Raw genomic sequence first — 17,486 nt, forward strand, 5'->3', positions numbered from 1 at the left:
TGTCTTCTGTGGTATTTTGGGTCGTGTTTTTTGTTGTGAGTGTAATATTTAAAACCTTATCCTCTAAATCAAGTTTTCAGGTTTCCCCTAGCTTGTTTTATCCTATTAAGAAACCAGCAGTATTATGCTTGATTTATCTTTGATGCCTTAGTTCGGGGTTAGGATGGATAATAGATCGCCTTATTTTTTTATCCGATAGAAATCGCGAAGTCATTAATTTTTGATATCGCTTGGGTTTGGCCTTTTTCTCCCTTCGATGATTGTTTCTGGGGCCCTAAATGATTCTCTCGGGGTGTGAGTAGATGTTAAATCGACGCATCGATGTGAAGCCTACAACTGTTAGATTTGCACGATCTGCAAGGTCGAGTGCCAATGAGCTGGGAGCGCCGACTGCAACCACGATTTCGACTTTGGCCATCAGGGCTTTTTGAATCAACTCTAAGGCTATCCTGCCTGAAAGAACCGCTATTTTGTCTTTGAGAGGGAACTGGTCTTTGACCAAAGACGCACCGATTGCTTTGTCTAAAGCATTGTGGCGACCTACGTCTTCTCGGACCAAGAGTGCCTCGCCTTTTAAATTAAAGATTCCCGCGGCATGTGCGCTTCCGGTTTTATGAAAGAGTTTCTGTCTTTTTCTAAGGGAATCAGGTAATTCGAACACGATGGACGAATCGACACTGACTGTCTTTGGAAGTGGCGACTCATCCTGAAAGATGTCATCCAGAGTAGTAGTGCCGCAGATTCCACAAGCGCTTGAAATAGGGGTCGACCGGTTTCGTTCGATTACCTTGGAAGTTCTGAGTGTGACTGTTACTACGTTGTAACGTTGTTCCTCACTTTCGACGAGATTGCAGTAGCAGACATTAGCAAGATGACTCTTTTCTTTGATGACACCTTCACTGATAAGATAGCCGATTGCCAGATCGAAATCATTTCCAGGAGTACGCATTATGGTTGCAAGTCGAAAAGGATCGCTCGATTGGTCGTTTATTCTAATCTCAAGTGGCTCCTCGGTTAGGACCTCGTCGCTCTTTGAGCGACGAGTAGAACTAGTTGCCTCTGGGCCGGATTGGGATCGTTCAATGGTAGTTATCAACCGATGGGTGGTCGAATGGCGCAGATTTCCTTCTACCTTAATGCTCACAATATCCTCCGGGTTACTTTAATTCGCTTTAAATCTTTGGGTCTATCAACGTCGCTAAATGGTGAAAGTAGTCCCGAAGTCCGCCATTTGCAGTTGTCAAGTATTACAGTGGGGCCGGCGATAGCTTTTGATGTCGGGATATCTGGATCTATTGATGATAGTTCAATGGCTAAGTCGAGTGATCGGCAAGACCATCGGCTCGCCAGAATTTGACGGTGTCCATCGTAGGGTATGACATTGGAACTACTCGGAAAATATGCAATGGACCTAAGGACCTGGGGAGTGAGAAGGGGCATGTCTCCGGCCACGACCAGAAGGCCCATTGGGTCTCTACTATGACGGGCTCGAATGTGAATCCAAGCAATGGCGATCGCAGATAAGGGTGATTTATCTTCGGTCTCTGGGACCTGGGGGAAGTTGCTGTATGATCGTCCTGCTTCGTATGCGACTCCACCGAGGTGAGCTATTGCCATAATCGGAAAGTCAATCACACGTGAAGCACCCAGGTTAGCCTTTAGCTTGTCTGTTCCAAAGCGTGATGACCGACCTCCACTTAGCAACAAGGTGGTTGGAGGTGCCGAATAAACATTTGAGTTCACTATGAGAATGTTAGTAATCCACAAGGAATAAAGCGTCGCGCTCCCTTGGCGTTGGTCGGTTCGGGCTAAAGAGTTCTATGATAAAGGTGCAAGATTTTCGTCGTACCTTTTGATTTATTATTTAAATCATTTTCAGGCGATCTCGACAGAGGGTTGGTCTTGATCAGCGATTGTTCAATGAGATCTAGTGAACTTTACGATGATTTTGAGGTGGTAGTTTATTTTGGGTGATAAAACTATCGCCTAAAAGGGCTCTAGCTTTAATGTTGGGTTTTTAGAAAGGTATCTTTTTGGGAGTAACTAGGGCGCAAAAGATGACTCCAGGATGGATACTTTTGCCGTTGCGCATCTTTTTGGGAATTACATTTACATTTGCAGGCGGCCAGAAGCTTGCAAATCCGGCTTTTTTCAACTCTGCTAATCCAGCCTCGATTCAAGCACAATTGAATGCATATGCGCTTAGGAGTCCCCTACACCTGCTGCTTCAAATAGCGATGAAGGCTCCGGTGGTCTTTGGAGTTTTGATTGCTGTTGGCGAAATTGCAGTTGGAGTAGGCATTTTGCTGGGGGTTTTTACAAAGGTGGCCGCATTCGGTGGCCTAACGATGTCATTCATTTTATTTCTCTCAGTTTCGTTTCACTCCAATCCCTACTACACCGGTTCAGATATCGTTTTTTGCTTCGCATGGACACCGTTTTTATTTGTTGGTGATGGTGGAGTTATGTCGCTAGCCAACGTGATATCAAGACGTCGCCACCCCTTATTGGCTGAACCGTCAGCATTGATCGCGGGTATCGAATTTTCACGCATCATGCGAGTCTGTGGCAACTTCGACGATGGTAAGTGTGCGAAGTTGGATGGTTTGAAATGTAATCAGCGGTTATGTCCTGTGCTGAACGAGTTTTTTGTTAGCGGTGGTGGCCAAGAGGATCCCAAGACATCGCATCGACCATATTACGATTCGACTCGTCGAAGATTTGTAGTAACCGCTGGTGCCGCGGGAGGTGCTGCTGCTCTTTTAGGCGGTGCAAGCGCGGGTTTCGGGCGCGCACTTGGTTCGTCAAAGTCATCGTTCGGAGTTGCCGCTTCAAATTCAACCAATTCAACAAGTCCAGCTTCGACTACAACTTCTACTACCACACCATCTTCCACTACCACTACCTCTGTTTCAACGGCGAATGCAGCCAAGACGAAGAAGACTGTCGCTGCGTCGGGTCCAGTTCCCAAGGGGACTCCGGTAGGACCAGCCACTGGAGTGCCGGTGGGCAAGGTGGCATCTTTTGTCGACCCAGCATTAGGACAACCAGCCTATGTGCTTCATCCTAAGACTAACGAATTTGTGGCTTTTTCAGCCGTTTGTCCTCATGCGGGATGTACGGTTCAGTATGCCGGATCTGATCTTTTTCAATGCCCATGCCACGGCTCTCAATTTAACGCACTGACAGGTGCGGTATTGCAGGGTCCAGCACCTAGGGGCCTTACCCCAATAAAGGTTGTCGAGGGTCCCAATGGGCAACTTTATGTTGACGGCTGAGCCACCAAGGCCATGAGAGTTCCTGCAATGCCAAGATCGCGCTCGGGCGATCTTGGCATTGTTCTTTTATTTTTGCACCATCGCTACCTGGGAAAATAAGAAGTTTTATTATGCAACCGTGTCGATCAACTCGCTTTTGGAGTTTTGGCCTGAGACCAAAGGTGACTAGATAGTATTTGTAGCTTTCTTTGTGGAACTCTTGATTTTTAGATTTTCTTCGAAATGCTAAGAGGGTTTGGGGATATTGTTAGGGATATGGGTCCGGATGAATTGATAACGAGAGGGCTCGCGATGAATTCATCCGAGGGAATCTCTTAAGGCCATAGGTATTTTGCACCGTCGGTTTATGAAAATATGAGCTGCTTTTCTTGGTGAAACATTGTCGGCTAAGGCTGAGCGTGCCATCGAGCAGACAGGCAGGATAAATTGTCCTAATGCGGCTTTTGACCTAAAGTCTTTTGAGTTACTTTTGGGTGTGTTAGCTCTTTTGGCCTTGTGCGACTTTGATAGCACTTAGGACTTACCCCGTGCAGCTATTGTATTCTGGGTAAATTCTTAGGACGATCAAGAGTATCTTTAATTTGGTTTTCAATGCAATAAGCAAGATGTGTTAATGGCCATTGAGAAACGAAAAGTCAACGCAATTTAGGGGCCATGGAAAATGAGCATAGGCGGCTATATTCATCCATTTTCTAATGGCCGTTGACAAGATGCAAGGAGCTTTGACCCAGTGCATCTTGATTGGCTTTTAAGTGACAATGGGTAGCATTGCCGTCAACTTAGCCTGGACCTCTCTTAGTTCTTCATTGGGATCTGACTCATTTACAATTCCAACACCAGCTTGAAATTCAATTTCTAATCCATCGATCGATACAGTTCTTATCGTTAGATGCCACTCTCCATCACCACTTAGGTTCTGATATCCTATCGCTCCTGCATAGAGGTGTCTAGGTTCGTCCTCAATCTCTTGTATGAATGCTACTGCTGCTGCTTGAGGAATTCCAGCTACAGCAGGGGTTGGGTGGATCTTTAGCAGCAGATCAATAGAGTCTGTGTTCATTGGATCACGCAAAAGGCCTCTAATGGGTGTGCCAAGATGACAGATATCTCCGAAATTGGTGATACTTGGTGTCGTTGGGATATCAATACGCGCGGTACATTCGTTAAGGCGTGATGTAATGTGGTCGGTTACTACTCTGTGTTCGTGGTTGTCTTTATAAGAGGCGAGAAGGGCGCTCTCGTTTCCTGTGGAAGCAGTCCCTGCCAATGGGTGACTTTCAAAGAAGTCGCCCTCTCGCCTGATTAGCAATTCTGGCGTGGCACCAATGAGATCTCCATACGAAAACGAAAGGGCACCTGGATACCTCTCGATCAATCGAGATAGGGAACGCATTCGATTTAGCGGTTTTTTGAGGTTTAGGGTAGTTCTTCTGGAGAGGACGATCTTTTCGAATTCTCCGTTTCGAATCCGGTCTATTGCACTTATCGCTTGATTTAGCCAGCTTTGGTCGTCCACCGTAAAGGCCAGATTGGAAGGAGCGCAGCAGTCACCACTACAGGCTTCCTCGTGTGGCTTGATGATTTTGCCCGAGAGTGAGTCGGCTAGTGCGGATAACTTGTTTGCGGCGTCGTTTTGATCTGAACCAATTACCGCGAGGCGGCTTTGTTCTTCTGTGATGTTGATCACAAAGCTAGGTACGTAGAGATATGTTGGTTGAGTCTTAGGGTCGAACGGAATGAGGCCGAAAATATCTATTAGTGATGCCGTTTCGGGCCTATCTACTTTGAAATTTGAAGTGATTTCACGGATCTTGGACTTTGGATCAAGCGTTTGTGTGGTCAGGTAGGGACCACTCGCAAGCACCATCAATCCAGGTCGCATGAAGACGATTGCACTGCCGTTTTGTATTTCGTCGCGAAAGATCCCCATGACACGATCTTTGTTCAGCGATTCCCCCAAATTACAGCTGTTTGCAAATATTAGACCCTCTTCTTCGATTGGACGTGATGGTAATTCTTTTCTATTTTGCACTGCGGCTAATCTCCTACGCCTTTGTTGCAGTAATGACTTGAGCGGCACCCATCATGAAGTACTTGAACTCAACTGCTTCAAAGCCAGTCCTCTTTATCAATGCTTTTAGTTCATTTTCTTCTGGAAGGTATGATGTGGAAGCAGGCAGATATTTATAGGCTTCCCTAGAAGACAGGGCAGCTCCAATAGCAGGTACGATCCGATCAAAATAGATGCCGTGCAGTTCTTTGATAATTGGCCTTTTCGGACGAGCAACTTCGACTAATGCAACCTTGCCGCCTCGGCGTAGCACTCGAGCCATCTCAACTAAAGTCGCCTCCAGATCAACGAAATTTCTTAGGGCGAATCCACATGTTAGGCCGTCAAAACTTCCATTTTTGAATGGAAGTTTTGACGCATCACCTTGAATTAAGTCGTGTTGATTTGATGCCGCAAGCATACCGAACGAGAAATCGATACCGACTACTCGATAGTTTTTACTTCCAAGCATTCTCACAAAGTCTCCAGTACCACAAGCTACGTCAAGCATCAATGAATTTGGACGAAGCCCAAGTTGCGCAATGGCAAAGGTGCGCCATTTTAGGTCCATTCTCATAGTCATCAGACGATTCACGAGATCGTAACGAGGCGATATTGTGTCGAACATCTTTTGAACGTACTGTGCCTTTTCACCGGGGCTAGGCAGGATTGATTGGATAGCTCGATTTGGTCGATTCATCTGTCTTTATCACCTTTTAGAAATTTGTCTTCGTATAACTTTGTGACTATTTCAGCTTCCAGAGGAGAGGCTGTTTGGTAGAACTTATTTTGAGCACGAATGGTCAAAAGCCTCGAGAAATGAAGAGAAATAAGTTCTCCGAGTGTCTTTTGGATTGTGGAGAATGTCTTGAATTCCTGCTCGATCTCGTTCTTGCTGGCGTCTTCAGGAACCCTGAGGTGGTGTTCGAATAACTCTATTGCGTCATCTATCGTTGATTCCATTCGCAATGCATGGTCTTTGGCGATCGATAGAAGATCCGAGAAAGGTAAACCATATCCGAGAAGTTCAAGGGCAGCTTCGGCCATTCGTATATCATCGGAGTTGAATATCTCTTTTTCGCCTACTGTAAGTGGATGCAGTATGCCTTCTTGAATCATGGCTTTGACGAGTGGTACCGGAATCCCAATCTTGTTAGAGAATTCTTCAAAACCCAGGGCTATAGGCGGTGTTTGCGAGGGCCCATCGAACAAAGCTTGATTTAGTCGTTCCGAGATATCCTTCAAAGAGAAACCTACCGCCCTAAGCTGGCTGATTCTTTGTAGACGTTCGAGGTGCGATCTGCAATATAGGCCACGTCGACCGACTCGAAGCGGGGGAGGCAGGAGCCCTTTTTGCTGGTAAAACCTTATTGTATCGATAGATACCTGAGAAAGGTTTGCCAATTCATCAATGGTGAGCTCATCCTTTTCGACCGATTGACCTACCTCGGACGAATTTTCAACTTCGACGGCGTCATCAGATCTTTTTTGCCCCTCGGAATGGTTATGGGACGAGTCAATGCCTGACGATTTTATTGTCATACTCTAATTGTACTAGTGCTAGCTCTAATTGAGTGAGCTTTTGCTCTAATTGATTTTACTCACTCGACTATTTGGGCGTTGCAATGTCTACACCTCTCGTAAGCTCTAGAAGTTGGTCTGTTGCACTGTGAGCATATGTAGACCTTTACTTTTCGGGATAGGATCGATCGGGAAGCAGAGACCAGCATACCGCCGATTGCAATCACAAACAAAAACTCGATTGCGTCTCTAATGAGTTTCATCTTTAGACGTCCTTTTTTGTCGGTTCGGTCATCTCTGAGGTGGAGTGAACGAAGAGTTTATTCCGAGAGCGCAAGTCTTTTGGACTTTGATCTTGCCCACAGTCCATTTTTTGATTGGGCGACCACTTTTGGGCCAATGACGCTTGCTGGCTATGGATTTAGATATCTCTTGGAATTGCTAGGGGGTCATTGGTCCAATAGCTAAGTGTCGCATAGCTCTTACTTGATAACAACCTTAGATAGGTTTGGCTCTGGTGGTGGATACTGCGGGTTCATCTTTGTTATGGTGTCGACCAAGAGGTTTACGATTGCCCAGTCCCGGTACCACTTGTGGCGTGCTGGCACTACATACCAGGGTGCAAAATCAAATGAAGTTTGTGAAATTACCGATGAATAGGTTTCCATATATGGAGTCCATAGCTTCCGGGTCTCTAAATCGGCGCTCGAGAATTTCCAGTTTTTTTCAGGGATGTCAATGCGCTCTTGCAATCGTTTTTTCTGTTCGTCCTTTGATATATGCAAAAAAATCTTTATGATCGTCGTTCCTGAATTGGCAAGGTTGGATTCGAAGGCCTTGATCGTATTGATTCTGCGCTCTTGTTCATGTGAATCGATCAGCGAGAGGACCTTTGTGGCAACTACATCTTCATAGTGAGATCTGTTGAATATTCCGATTTCCCCCTTAGCGGGAAGTTTGGAGTAAATTCTCCAAAGAAAGTCGTGTTTGAGTTCCTCTCCTATCGGTGCGCGGAATCCGCTAACATCTACCCCTTGAGGGTTCACCCCTCCGAAGACACGTCTGATTGTGCCGTCTTTTCCACCGGTATCAAGCGCTTGCAAAACCATGAGAAGGCTCCGCTTGGACTCCGCCCAGAGGCGGCCTTGAAGTTCTTCGAGCTGAACGTGAAGTTTTGCGACCGCTTGATCTAGTTCTGCCTTGCTGGAGGTAGTTCCAGGTGTTGCGGTTGAATCAATCTCTGAGAGATTGATCTTTTTGCCAGGGTGGACCAATAGATGGCGCTCGGCGTGGGTTGACTCGCTCATAGTTTTGTCCTTTAATTTGTCGCCAAAGAGGCGATTTATGTCAGGGTGAATAGCCATGGGAAGAAATTGATATCCACTTTCTTCCCATGAATTCATCACTAAGGCATTGTCCTTAGATTCTAGGTGTCTTTGCTAGAGATAGTATCGAAAAACTAATTGGGCCACGAGGGATGGCTTTGGGGCTCCTTCGACTTCGATTGTCACGTCGACCTGGTTTTGGACTCCTCCTGCAATCTCTTCGACGCCAGCGATTGCCGCTCCAAGTCGAATCTTGGAACCGGACGGAACAGGAGAAGGAAATCGGACTTTATTTGAGCCATAGTTCACACCCATTTGAACACCCGTCATCGTCATAACTTCCGTCATTAACGTCGGCACTAGGGATAGCGTGAGATATCCATGCGCTATGGTAGTTCCAAATGGCCCTGCTTTGGCCATCTCTTCGTTTATATGTATCCACTGATGATCACCTGTTGCATCAGCGAACGCATTTATTTGTTCTTGAGTCACAATATGCCAATCTGAATATCCCAGATGTTGGCCGACCATAGCTTTTAGCTCTTCAATTCCATTAATAACAGTTGCCATGTACTATTTCTAGCACCCTGGAATTTGGTGGGCCAGAGATTTTGATATTGCCAGCACTATTTGAGGGAATTGCTCTCTGACACAGTGGAATATTCTTTGGTGTGATTGCTCTTTTTGCGAGTCGAATCCCCTCCATCAGTTCTATTGCTACTTCTTCTTTTATCTATCGTCTAAAAGGATTGGTTTGTCGATTCGATTAGTGTGCGAGCGGTATCTAGCTCATCCATTGATTTTGGTGAACCTGGCAATTATATGGCCTTTGTGGTCTTTGTCAAACGATATTCATGAGTATTGCCTTTATGCCTGAAATTTCATAATCAATATCTCGAGGCTGTCTTTAGGTGAATTTTCCATGGCAGAGGTCCGAAACTATCAGTCGGGAATTTGTTGAGGGAGAGTTCGGTTAGCTAGGATAGTTAGAAACAAGTTGCGTACGCAACTTGTTTTGTCGATTTGATATTTTTAAAGGACGTCATGACTGAAACCTTAAAGCCAACTTTTTTTGGACATGGAAGTCCGATGAATGCGATTGAAACTAATAGATATTCGCAAGCCTGGCGGGAATATGGACGTTCGATTCCAACACCTAGAGCTGTTCTAGCGATCTCTGCCCATTGGTACATAGGTGCTACGGCTATCACCACAATGAATGTTCCCCGAACGATCCACGACTTCTATGGTTTTCCCCAGCCACTTTTTGATTTTCAATATCCAGCGCCCGGGGACTCAGAGGTTGCCAAAGAGGTCATTGATTGCGTAAAGCCGCTTTGGGTCGGTTCGGACGAAGATACGTGGGGATTAGACCATGGTACCTGGTCGATCTTGTGTCACATGTTCCCAGAAGCTAACGTTCCAGTACTCCAGCTTTCTATCGACTCTACTAAGGACTTTTCTTACCATTTTGACCTAGGAAGAAAATTGGCAGCCTTGAGCGAACAGGGCGTATTGATAATGGGAAGCGGCAATGTTGTTCACAATTTAAGAAGGATTGATTGGTCTTCTCCCGATGGGGTCTTTGACTGGGCACGCGAGTTCGATCTAACGGTGTCTGGCATTTTGGCGACCGATCCAAAGGCAATCCTAGGGATCGAGGATAATAAGAACTACCGACTTTCTTCGCCCACGCCCGATCACTTTCTGCCGTTGGTATATCTGGCTGGGATGGCTTATGAGACAAAGTCGGATATTTCAAAGATTATTGAGGGGTTCAACTATGGATCTCTCTCCATGGCAGCCTATTCTCTGTAGAGGTGAGATCCTTTTGGGATCGGTCTCCGATCTATAGATCGATTGGCGTGCGGATATACTTGCACTTTGTAGACCTATCCATACAGTGGTCATGATTGTAATGGTCGTTGGGAACTGCAAGTTAGTTGCCACGAAAAATGCACACAGGTGGCCATTACTTTTGCATACTTACCTCTAGCCACGGTTTCGGCTTTTCACATGTTGCATAGTTTTGTATGGTCGAGATCTAGTAGGGCCTTTATTTGGTGATCTATCTCATATTTGAAATTAAAGAAAAACCGGAGGACCTTTCGAGGTCCTCCGGTTTTTGTTAGCTGTGCAAAGCTAGTGGTTCTGGAATGGGAATGTGTGGTTTATCGGAAGTAATATCGCTTATATTCCCTAGAAGAAGGATGGATAAGGAAAGCTACTACGATTCCGCGAACCAAAATCGTAACTAAACCGGCGAAGAAGAGACCTTTGGAGATGTACAGAAGGTAGATCAATACCGGCACGCTAGCTCCAACCAGCGCTACCCAATATCCCCATTTTTTTTCGTTTGCTAGGCCGAAGGCTCCGACCGCTTCCACCAAAGGAAGTAAAATGCCAAGTCCGCCGAAACCAAAGACCAGGTCAAGTACAGCATTCAGGTAGAGCAAGAGCTGTGCGGTGTTGAGCATCTGCGGAAGAGAACGATTATATAATCGCATTTGTTGCATTTTAACTCCCTAACGCTTTCGCGTTTTATCTTACCAAATCGAAGTTCTTCATATAGAAAAACTTACTTTCTGATTATCTATCATAAAATTGTGGCTCCGGTTTGATGAGCCTGTTAAGTTCCTTGGAAGACCTTACTAGTTTTTCAGTCAATCGGATCAGGTCTTGGCGAAGAAGACCTCTTTCGTGGGCTCATTTGAGTGGTCAATTGCCCGCACGCTGCAGCTATCTGATTTCCTCTGTTCTGGCGGATTGTTGCATTTACATCTAGCTCTAAAAGCCTATTTCGAAATCCTTCGACGATTTCAATTGGGGAACCAGGATACGGCCAGAGCGGTGTCGGATTCAGTGGGATCAAATTGACGTGAGCACTTAATTCTCGCGCGATCTCGGCAAGCTCAAAAGCATCCGCTGGGGAGTCGTTGATTCCATCCATCATCGCCCATTCAAAGGATATTCTTCGATTTTGCTTACTTTGGTAATACTTAAGCGCTTCGATGATTTCACCCAGAGGATATCGGGAATTGATTGGTACGAGCTTTGATCGCTTTTCATCGTTGGCGGCATGGAGGCTAACTGCCAATGAAATTGGCATCGGTGAGTCTGCAAGCCTTCTAATCCCAGGAGCAATTCCAACCGTTGAGATAGTTATATGGCGAGCAGAGATTCCAAATTCGAAGTTGATCGCTCCTATAGCGTCGATCACGGCATCGTAGTTAGCCATAGGCTCGCCCATGCCCATAAATACGATGTTGGACAGTCTTCCTCCGAAGATGTCTCTAGACGTCCTAGAGGCTCTGAAGATCTGTTCTAGAATTTCGCCTTTTGTGAGATGGCGAAAGAAGCCTGCTTGTCCAGTGGCGCAAAAGACGCACCCCATTGCACATCCTGCCTGCGATGAGACGCAAAGGGTGACTCGATCCGAATAGGCCATAAGGACTGATTCGATTTCACGCGAGTCAGAAAGTGAGTACAAGGTCTTGATCGTCTTTTTATCATCCGTAAAGAGCACTTCCTTTTCAGATAGAGCCAGAGACATCTCACCCAGGGAGCTCAAATGCTCGCGAAGAGCTTTTGGCAGGGTTGTTAGTTCGCTTGGGAGCGAATAGTTCTTATAGAGGCCATTCCAAATTTGGTCAAAACGATATCGAGGCTCATTTTCAATAAGTCCTTTTAATTCGCTACGACCTAAGTCAAAGAGAGTCATTGTCAATTACGCTTAATGTTTATGGGTATTAAACCGGGGAACCTTACGGAATTGATTCATAAAAAATCAAAAGAAGTTAACAATTCTATGATCAATGACGATCAGGCCATGCATGATGGTCATCGTGACATTAGTGGCGGCGCTGCCAGGGCGGCAGTTTTTGGAATATCTGACGGCCTAGTATCTAACGTGACGTTAGTGCTAGGAGTTGCTGGAGCACATCCTAGCTCTGGTCTTGTTCGTTTGGCAGGATTAGCTGGCCTCATTGGCGGGGCATGTTCAATGGCTATTGGTGAGTTTGTCTCGATGTCAGCTCAAAGGGAGTTATTCCAACGTGAAATAGCTATTGAAGCCGCAGAAATAAGCAGGAGACCTGAGGGTGAACAGCGTGAGCTCGCGATGATCTATGAGTCTCGCGGCGTACCACGAAAGGTGGCCGAAGAGTTCGCATCACACATGATGCTTGACCCTGATATTGCGCTCGCAGCACACGCCAGGGAAGAGCTCGGAATGGATCCGTCCTCGATTGGTTCTCCAATTCAAGCAGCAATCTCGTCGTTCGTAGCTTTTGCCGTTGGAGCTCTTCTTCCTCTTTCCCCCTGGTTTTTCACCACGGGGTCGGCGGGTATCGTGACTTCAATCATAATTGCAGTTATTGCGTCGATTGTAATTGGGGCGGCATTGGCTTGGGCGACGGGTCGTAGTGCATTCAAGACGATTGCTAGACAGCTTATTTTGTCGGCCATTGCCGCCGGCGCTACCTACACGGCCGGTAGATTGATTGGATTCTCGGGGGCCTAAAGCGCCTCTGTGAAAATTGAATTTCGCTTGACCAATCAGTGAAGTTGACTTCGGGTCGTCTTTGTCGTCGGCTCAATGCACGGAATTCTTTTAAGTCTTTACGTGAGGCAATTTCGCTTTGGAAGTTGGGTTTAACGCTTTGTGGCCGCAGTTGGCGCTAGAACCTGGAAGTGTGATTTTTCTTGGACTCTAGTGCCACTCGTGGCTGGCGCGGAATGACAGACAAACACATAGGGCATTTTGAAGATCGACTCTTTTGAAATTCCCTATGAAATAGCTCGCCACTCTTTTATTTTAGGATGGTTTTATCATCCAGTTTTATCATCTATAGGTGAAATGTCGGTGGGTGAAATATCGGCGACATAAGCAAAGTCAAAGTGATCTGGATGAAACCCTAGATGGCGATACATGGCTAGCGCATTGGTGTTCTCTGCATCGACATATAGCATTGCTAATGGCATGCCAATGGATGCAAGGTGTTGCAGTCCTGCGATTGTTATTTTGCGACCAATGCCCATACCACTAAATTTTGGGTCTACTCCTATTACGTATATCTCGCCCATTCTAGGGCTCGAATCACCATGGACCTTGGTCCAGCAAAAAGCAGCTAACTCCTCATCGACAAAGTGCAAAAGGAAGCCGCTACCGTCAAACCAAGGTTCCTTTTGTCGCATCGAAAGTGTCTCATGAGTCCAACCTCCTTGTTCGGGGTGGTTTGCAAATGCTCTGTTGTTGACATGCAGCCATTTTTCATCATCTTTCCCAACGACAAAGGGACGAGTGTCGATTTTGGTTTGGGAATGCCAGTCCTCTAGCGGCAGTGGTCGTCTCATCTGTATCAGCTGTCGACCAGCTACAAAGCCAGCTTCTATAAGAACCCTTTCTAGCTGGGAATTGTTGTTTGAGAGCCATACGTGCACATGGCCGCCACCGTGTTTTGCAATTTCACCTAGGGATCGCTGGACTAGCGCGTGTGAAACCCCCATCTTTTCATTGCGGGCCATCGGGTGTACTACAAGTTCTAGTGCCCAGCTATCGTTTCCAACCGAGATCTGGGCGTAACCTACAAGTCCTTCAGAATTTATGGTGCGTGCGGTGAAACCCCACACGCCTTTTCTCCCGCCATGGACAAGGTCAAGCCAGCTGTGGTCTCCAAGCGCTTTGTGCTTGTCGAAACTTTCGGCATCGCTTACTAGCTTTGCGATATTACTGATCTCTTCTTCGCCGCTGCGAAGTGCAATTATCAGTTCTTCCATACCAGAAATCCTAATGTGTTTTGATTGGCACCATTTTGGGTTATGAAACTTTAGAGCCTTGGCGCTGGTTTGCTTTTTGTTGATAGGCGAGCGCATTTGTGCATCGAGGGTTGAATTTGAGGAAATTAGTTGAGCTCTGTGCCGACCATATTTTTGCGCATCTTTGTATTCGGTGGCTCGCAGAACTGCCCTCAGCGCGGCTCACTTGGAACTTTTGACCGTGAAGGGCCGACAATAAATTTGTGGGAACGAGATCCAGTTTTAAGAAAGCTTAGATATTTCTCTAAAGAAATTTTTGAATTTTATCGAAGAGTTAAGTGGCGGTACAGGAGAGATTCTCGTGTTCATTGGCCGCCAAAACATGGACGTGACCAAAACAGGAGATCCAATGAAGGCAATCAAACATTTTTTACATAGAGACCATGAAAGCGACGATGGCTTTACCCTCATCGAATTGATGGTAGTGGTCCTAATCATGGGAATTCTCATGGCAATTGCCATACCGACATTTTTAGGAGCTCAATCGGGGGCTCAGAATGCAGCGGCTAAGTCTGACGTTACAAATGCGCTTACTGCCGCGAAGTCTTATTTCACCAACAGCTCGGGGACTTATAGCGGCTTGACCACTTCGGATATGAAATCCTTGGAACCGTCTTTGACGTACGTTGCTACAGTGCTCGCCTCTGGAGCATATGCGCCAAGTACAGTTGCGGTCGTCAGTGATGGGTCGGGGGGCATATGTCTCACCGAACTGTCTAAGACGGGTATTTACTATGGCGTCTATGATCCAGGAAATGGAGCCATTAAATACATGAATGGCACTACGTCGCCTACGTGCGGCACTTCGTACGCTTTGACTGCTTGGACTGAATGAGTTCTAAACGTGTGATAAGCGGATAAGTTCGAGTACGACGTTTCGATGGCATGGACACACCTAGGTTTACGGTGCGTCCATGCCAGCGTTTTGCTCTTACCGCACCAAGCGATGTTGTTAGTTGGCTTGGTTGGGATAGGTCCTTTTCAACTTTAATCAAAGTCCCCTTCAAATGTTATTTTTGAGAGTCTAGCTAAAATTGCGGCAAGAATCTGGAATTGTCGTTGTAGCTAGGTTCAAAAGATTCCTATCAATTCCTTGGGCTGACCCAAACGGGAGATCTAATGAAGGCTTCCAAGATGTTTCTTCATTAGAGTTTATGATAGTGATGATAGCTTCACGCCGATCGAATTGATGGTAGCGATCCTAATCATGGAAATTCTAATGGCGATTGCCATTTTGGCATTTGTTAGGCGCTCAAACCAGCGCCCAGGATGCAGCGGCTACCTCCAATATTACTAATGCGTTCTTGGCGGCGCAGGTGTTTTATACAGATTATGGTAGCTACAAGTCGATTAGTGGTCCTGTGTTAGATTCACTACAGCCCGCGTTGTTGTTTGTGACTGATGGTTCAGTTCTTTCGAGCGTTCCTAATGGGGTAGAAGTTTTGCATGATACTCCCAAAAAGGCAGTATGCCGTTTTGAATTACTCGGCTTCAAGCATTTATTTTGGGGTAAACGACAATCCCTCATTAGGTTAAAAACTTTTACTTAGACAGTCTTGCAGCTCGGTACTAGCGATGGGTTTGATAGTGTCGAGCTGGCCGTACTTCTAGATTTCTAGTAAAATTAGCATTACCTATTGACCATAGAGAGTCCTGACCAGGCAGAGGTCAGGAATTCTGATTGCTACTACTAACTGTTTACAGCCGGGCATACCGTTCGCGACACGGTGGATATAAATAGTTTCCAGCTTCACGCCTCGTCAAATGGGTTTGAGATCAGTGGTGCGATTTGGCAGATTCCGCTCATTCCCTTCCACCCCTCACCCCCCCCCCACAAACATTTTTCAAAAAATCCAAACAAAATTGCAGCAACTCACCATCAACCCTTATAGATTTATAAGTCCGCTTTGAAAGCCACGAAACATTCGTGAAACACAAATGCGAAGGAATTCTGAGATCATTTCTTATTCCACAAGGGAAAAGAGCTCTTGGGCTCCTTGAACTAAGGCATAAGAGATGATCCAACGGAAACACTTTTGTAGCGAAAGTGAAAGCTAGTAGTTAGCTAAGGCCTTAGATATGATTTATCTATCAAAAGGACAAGCTAACTTCTAAAAGCTAACACCTAGCTATATAAGGGCCGCTCCTTGACAACGAAATAGGATGAGAAGCATAGCTAAATGAGATTCATATAGCGTGCATTCGAATTACAGCCAGTTTTGGTCTGTTGAACGACTTTCATATCTACAGAGTCGTAACGACTCACTAGGTGAGTCAATGACAACTAACTGATAAGTATCAAATAACTTAGGTACTTACTAGCCAAAGCCAAAGACACATATCACCTCTTAGAGAAACGAAGACACCTGTTCTTATGAATTCGATCAACAACTTCTAAACAAGTACAGACCTAATCAATTCAAAAATTTTGAGAAACTCAAAAAAACAGTAATTAGCTTGAATTAAGCTTTTTCATCAATTTCGATGGAGAGTTTGATCCTGGCTCAGGACGAACGCTGGCGGCGTGCTTAACACATGCAAGTCGAACGGTTTATAAGGGCTTGCCCTTATAGATAGTGGCGAACGGGTGCGTAACACGTGAGCAACCTGCCCCAAAGTTTGGAATAACACCGGGAAACCGATGCTAATACCAAATATGCTCACACTATCACAAGATAGAGTGAGGAAAGTTTTTCGCTTTGGGAGGGGCTCGCGGCCTATCAGCTTGTTGGTGAGGTAACGGCTCACCAAGGCATCGACGGGTAGCTGGTCTGAGAGGACGATCAGCCACACTGGGACTGAGACACGGCCCAGACTCCTACGGGAGGCAGCAGTGGGGAATATTGCGCAATGGGCGAAAGCCTGACGCAGCAACGCCGCGTGGAGGATGAAGGCCTTAGGGTCGTAAACTCCTTTCAGCAGGAACGAAAATGACGGTACCTGCAGAAGAAGCTCCGGCCAACTACGTGCCAGCAGCCGCGGTAATACGTAGGGAGCAAGCGTTGTCCGGATTTATTGGGCGTAAAGAGCTCGTAGGCGGCTTGGCAAGTCGGATGTGAAACCCCCAGGCTTAACCTGGGGCCGCCATTCGATACTGCTATGGCTTGAGTTCGGTAGGGGATTGTGGAATTCCCGGTGTAGCGGTGAAATGCGCAGATATCGGGAGGAACACCAATGGCGAAGGCAGCAATCTGGGCCGACACTGACGCTGAGGAGCGAAAGCGTGGGAGCAAACAGGATTAGATACCCTGGTAGTCCACGCCCTAAACGTTGGGCACTAGGTGTGGGACCTACTTCGACGGGTTCCGTGCCGTAGCTAACGCATTAAGTGCCCCGCCTGGGGAGTACGGCCGCAAGGCTAAAACTCAAAGGAATTGACGGGGGCCCGCACAAGCGGCGGAGCATGTGGCTTAATTCGATGCAACGCGAAGAACCTCACCTGGGCTTGACATGTTGGGAAAAGCCGTAGAGATACGGTGTCCATTAGGGCCCTTC

The 17,486-nt window shown here is 46.4% G+C and carries 14 protein-coding genes and 1 rRNA gene (1 of these 15 running past the window's edge); 5 read left to right on the top strand and 10 right to left on the bottom strand.

Features of this window, described 5'->3' with window-relative positions; genetic code table 11:
* Positions 1–274: 274 nt before the first annotated feature.
* Entirely contained in the window at positions 275–1,144 is an 870-nt protein-coding gene (gene fdhD, locus ACIDITHRIX25_RS84180; RefSeq protein WP_052605119.1) for a formate dehydrogenase accessory sulfurtransferase FdhD, read from the bottom strand.
* Entirely contained in the window at positions 1,141–1,743 is a 603-nt protein-coding gene (gene mobA, locus ACIDITHRIX25_RS84185; protein ID WP_201732049.1) for a molybdenum cofactor guanylyltransferase, read from the bottom strand. Before mobA ends, fdhD begins: the two co-directional genes overlap by 4 nt.
* 290 nt (positions 1,744–2,033) lie before the next feature.
* On the opposite strand from mobA, the gene ACIDITHRIX25_RS84190 reads away from it, so the two are divergent.
* Positions 2,034–3,278, top strand: a complete 1,245-nt coding sequence (locus ACIDITHRIX25_RS84190) for a Rieske 2Fe-2S domain-containing protein (protein ID WP_201732050.1) — start codon at positions 2,034–2,036, stop codon at positions 3,276–3,278.
* A 748-nt stretch (positions 3,279–4,026) separates the two neighbouring features.
* Here the strand turns inward: ACIDITHRIX25_RS84190 and ACIDITHRIX25_RS84195 are convergent.
* From ACIDITHRIX25_RS84195 to ACIDITHRIX25_RS84215, 5 genes are all read right to left on the bottom strand, one after another.
* The gene (locus tag ACIDITHRIX25_RS84195; RefSeq protein ID WP_052605116.1) at positions 4,027–5,310 is read right to left on the bottom strand and encodes an isochorismate synthase; all 1,284 of its coding nucleotides are present in this window, start codon (positions 5,308–5,310) and stop codon (positions 4,027–4,029) included.
* A gap of 13 nt (positions 5,311–5,323) precedes the next feature.
* Complete coding sequence (locus ACIDITHRIX25_RS84200) at positions 5,324–6,028, bottom strand: ubiquinone/menaquinone biosynthesis methyltransferase (protein WP_052605115.1); 705 nt, start codon at positions 6,026–6,028, stop codon at positions 5,324–5,326.
* Positions 6,025–6,870 (bottom strand): MerR family transcriptional regulator, encoded by an 846-nt coding sequence (locus tag ACIDITHRIX25_RS84205; protein WP_052605114.1) that lies wholly within the window; start codon positions 6,868–6,870, stop codon positions 6,025–6,027. Before ACIDITHRIX25_RS84205 ends, ACIDITHRIX25_RS84200 begins: the two co-directional genes overlap by 4 nt.
* A gap of 461 nt (positions 6,871–7,331) precedes the next feature.
* Positions 7,332–8,252, bottom strand: coding sequence for a PPK2 family polyphosphate kinase (locus ACIDITHRIX25_RS84210; protein WP_200891205.1), 921 nt, complete (start codon positions 8,250–8,252; stop codon positions 7,332–7,334).
* Positions 8,253–8,288: 36 nt separating this feature from the next.
* On the bottom strand, positions 8,289–8,744 hold the full coding sequence (locus tag ACIDITHRIX25_RS84215) for a MaoC family dehydratase (protein ID WP_052605113.1): 456 nt from the start codon (positions 8,742–8,744) through the stop codon (positions 8,289–8,291).
* Positions 8,745–9,218: 474 nt separating this feature from the next.
* Between ACIDITHRIX25_RS84215 and ygiD the strand changes: the two genes are divergently transcribed.
* Positions 9,219–9,992 carry a 4,5-DOPA-extradiol-dioxygenase gene (gene ygiD / locus ACIDITHRIX25_RS84220; protein WP_052605112.1) on the top strand — a complete coding sequence of 258 codons (774 nt, stop codon included), beginning with the start codon at positions 9,219–9,221 and terminating at the stop codon, positions 9,990–9,992.
* Between the two features lie 353 nt (positions 9,993–10,345).
* Here the strand turns inward: ygiD and ACIDITHRIX25_RS84225 are convergent, their stop codons facing one another.
* Complete coding sequence (locus ACIDITHRIX25_RS84225) at positions 10,346–10,690, bottom strand: hypothetical protein (protein ID WP_052605111.1); 345 nt, start codon at positions 10,688–10,690, stop codon at positions 10,346–10,348.
* 143 nt (positions 10,691–10,833) lie between these two features.
* On the bottom strand, positions 10,834–11,895 hold the full coding sequence (rlmN, locus tag ACIDITHRIX25_RS84230; protein ID WP_235347685.1) for a dual-specificity RNA methyltransferase RlmN: 1,062 nt from the start codon (positions 11,893–11,895) through the stop codon (positions 10,834–10,836).
* 87 nt (positions 11,896–11,982) lie between these two features.
* Between rlmN and ACIDITHRIX25_RS84235 the strand changes: the two genes are divergently transcribed.
* Positions 11,983–12,696 carry a VIT1/CCC1 transporter family protein gene (locus ACIDITHRIX25_RS84235; RefSeq protein ID WP_052605127.1) on the top strand — a complete coding sequence of 238 codons (714 nt, stop codon included), beginning with the start codon at positions 11,983–11,985 and terminating at the stop codon, positions 12,694–12,696.
* A 308-nt stretch (positions 12,697–13,004) separates the two neighbouring features.
* On the opposite strand, the gene mshD is transcribed toward ACIDITHRIX25_RS84235, so the two are convergent.
* Positions 13,005–13,952 carry a mycothiol synthase gene (mshD, locus tag ACIDITHRIX25_RS84240; RefSeq protein ID WP_052605109.1) on the bottom strand — a complete coding sequence of 316 codons (948 nt, stop codon included), beginning with the start codon at positions 13,950–13,952 and terminating at the stop codon, positions 13,005–13,007.
* A 388-nt stretch (positions 13,953–14,340) separates the two neighbouring features.
* Here mshD and ACIDITHRIX25_RS84245 point away from each other — a divergent pair, with 388 nt between their 5' ends.
* Both ACIDITHRIX25_RS84245 and ACIDITHRIX25_RS84250 read left to right on the top strand, forming a co-directional pair.
* Positions 14,341–14,826: a type IV pilin protein gene (locus ACIDITHRIX25_RS84245; RefSeq protein WP_201732051.1), complete on the top strand. Its 486-nt coding sequence runs from the start codon at positions 14,341–14,343 to the stop codon at positions 14,824–14,826.
* A gap of 1,646 nt (positions 14,827–16,472) precedes the next feature.
* Positions 16,473–17,486: ribosomal RNA gene (locus ACIDITHRIX25_RS84250) — 16S ribosomal RNA — on the top strand (it continues 503 nt past the right edge of the window).

The sequence above is a fragment of the Acidithrix sp. C25 genome (assembly GCF_904848545.2).

Excerpts from the sequence above, each read along its gene's own strand:
- ACIDITHRIX25_RS84200 (WP_052605115.1), bottom strand. The coding sequence starts at position 6,028 with ATGAATCGACCAAATCGAGCTATCCAATCAATCCTGCCTAGCCCCGGT.
- ACIDITHRIX25_RS84205 (WP_052605114.1), bottom strand. The coding sequence starts at position 6,870 with ATGACAATAAAATCGTCAGGCATTGACTCGTCCCATAACCATTCCGAG.
- ACIDITHRIX25_RS84210 (WP_200891205.1), bottom strand. The coding sequence starts at position 8,252 with ATGAATTCATGGGAAGAAAGTGGATATCAATTTCTTCCCATGGCTATT.
- ACIDITHRIX25_RS84215 (WP_052605113.1), bottom strand. The coding sequence starts at position 8,744 with ATGGCAACTGTTATTAATGGAATTGAAGAGCTAAAAGCTATGGTCGGC.
- ygiD (WP_052605112.1), top strand. The coding sequence starts at position 9,219 with ATGACTGAAACCTTAAAGCCAACTTTTTTTGGACATGGAAGTCCGATG.
- ACIDITHRIX25_RS84225 (WP_052605111.1), bottom strand. The coding sequence starts at position 10,690 with ATGCAACAAATGCGATTATATAATCGTTCTCTTCCGCAGATGCTCAAC.
- rlmN (WP_235347685.1), bottom strand. The coding sequence starts at position 11,895 with ATGACTCTCTTTGACTTAGGTCGTAGCGAATTAAAAGGACTTATTGAA.
- ACIDITHRIX25_RS84235 (WP_052605127.1), top strand. The coding sequence starts at position 11,983 with ATGATCAATGACGATCAGGCCATGCATGATGGTCATCGTGACATTAGT.
- mshD (WP_052605109.1), bottom strand. The coding sequence starts at position 13,952 with ATGGAAGAACTGATAATTGCACTTCGCAGCGGCGAAGAAGAGATCAGT.
- ACIDITHRIX25_RS84245 (WP_201732051.1), top strand. The coding sequence starts at position 14,341 with ATGAAGGCAATCAAACATTTTTTACATAGAGACCATGAAAGCGACGAT.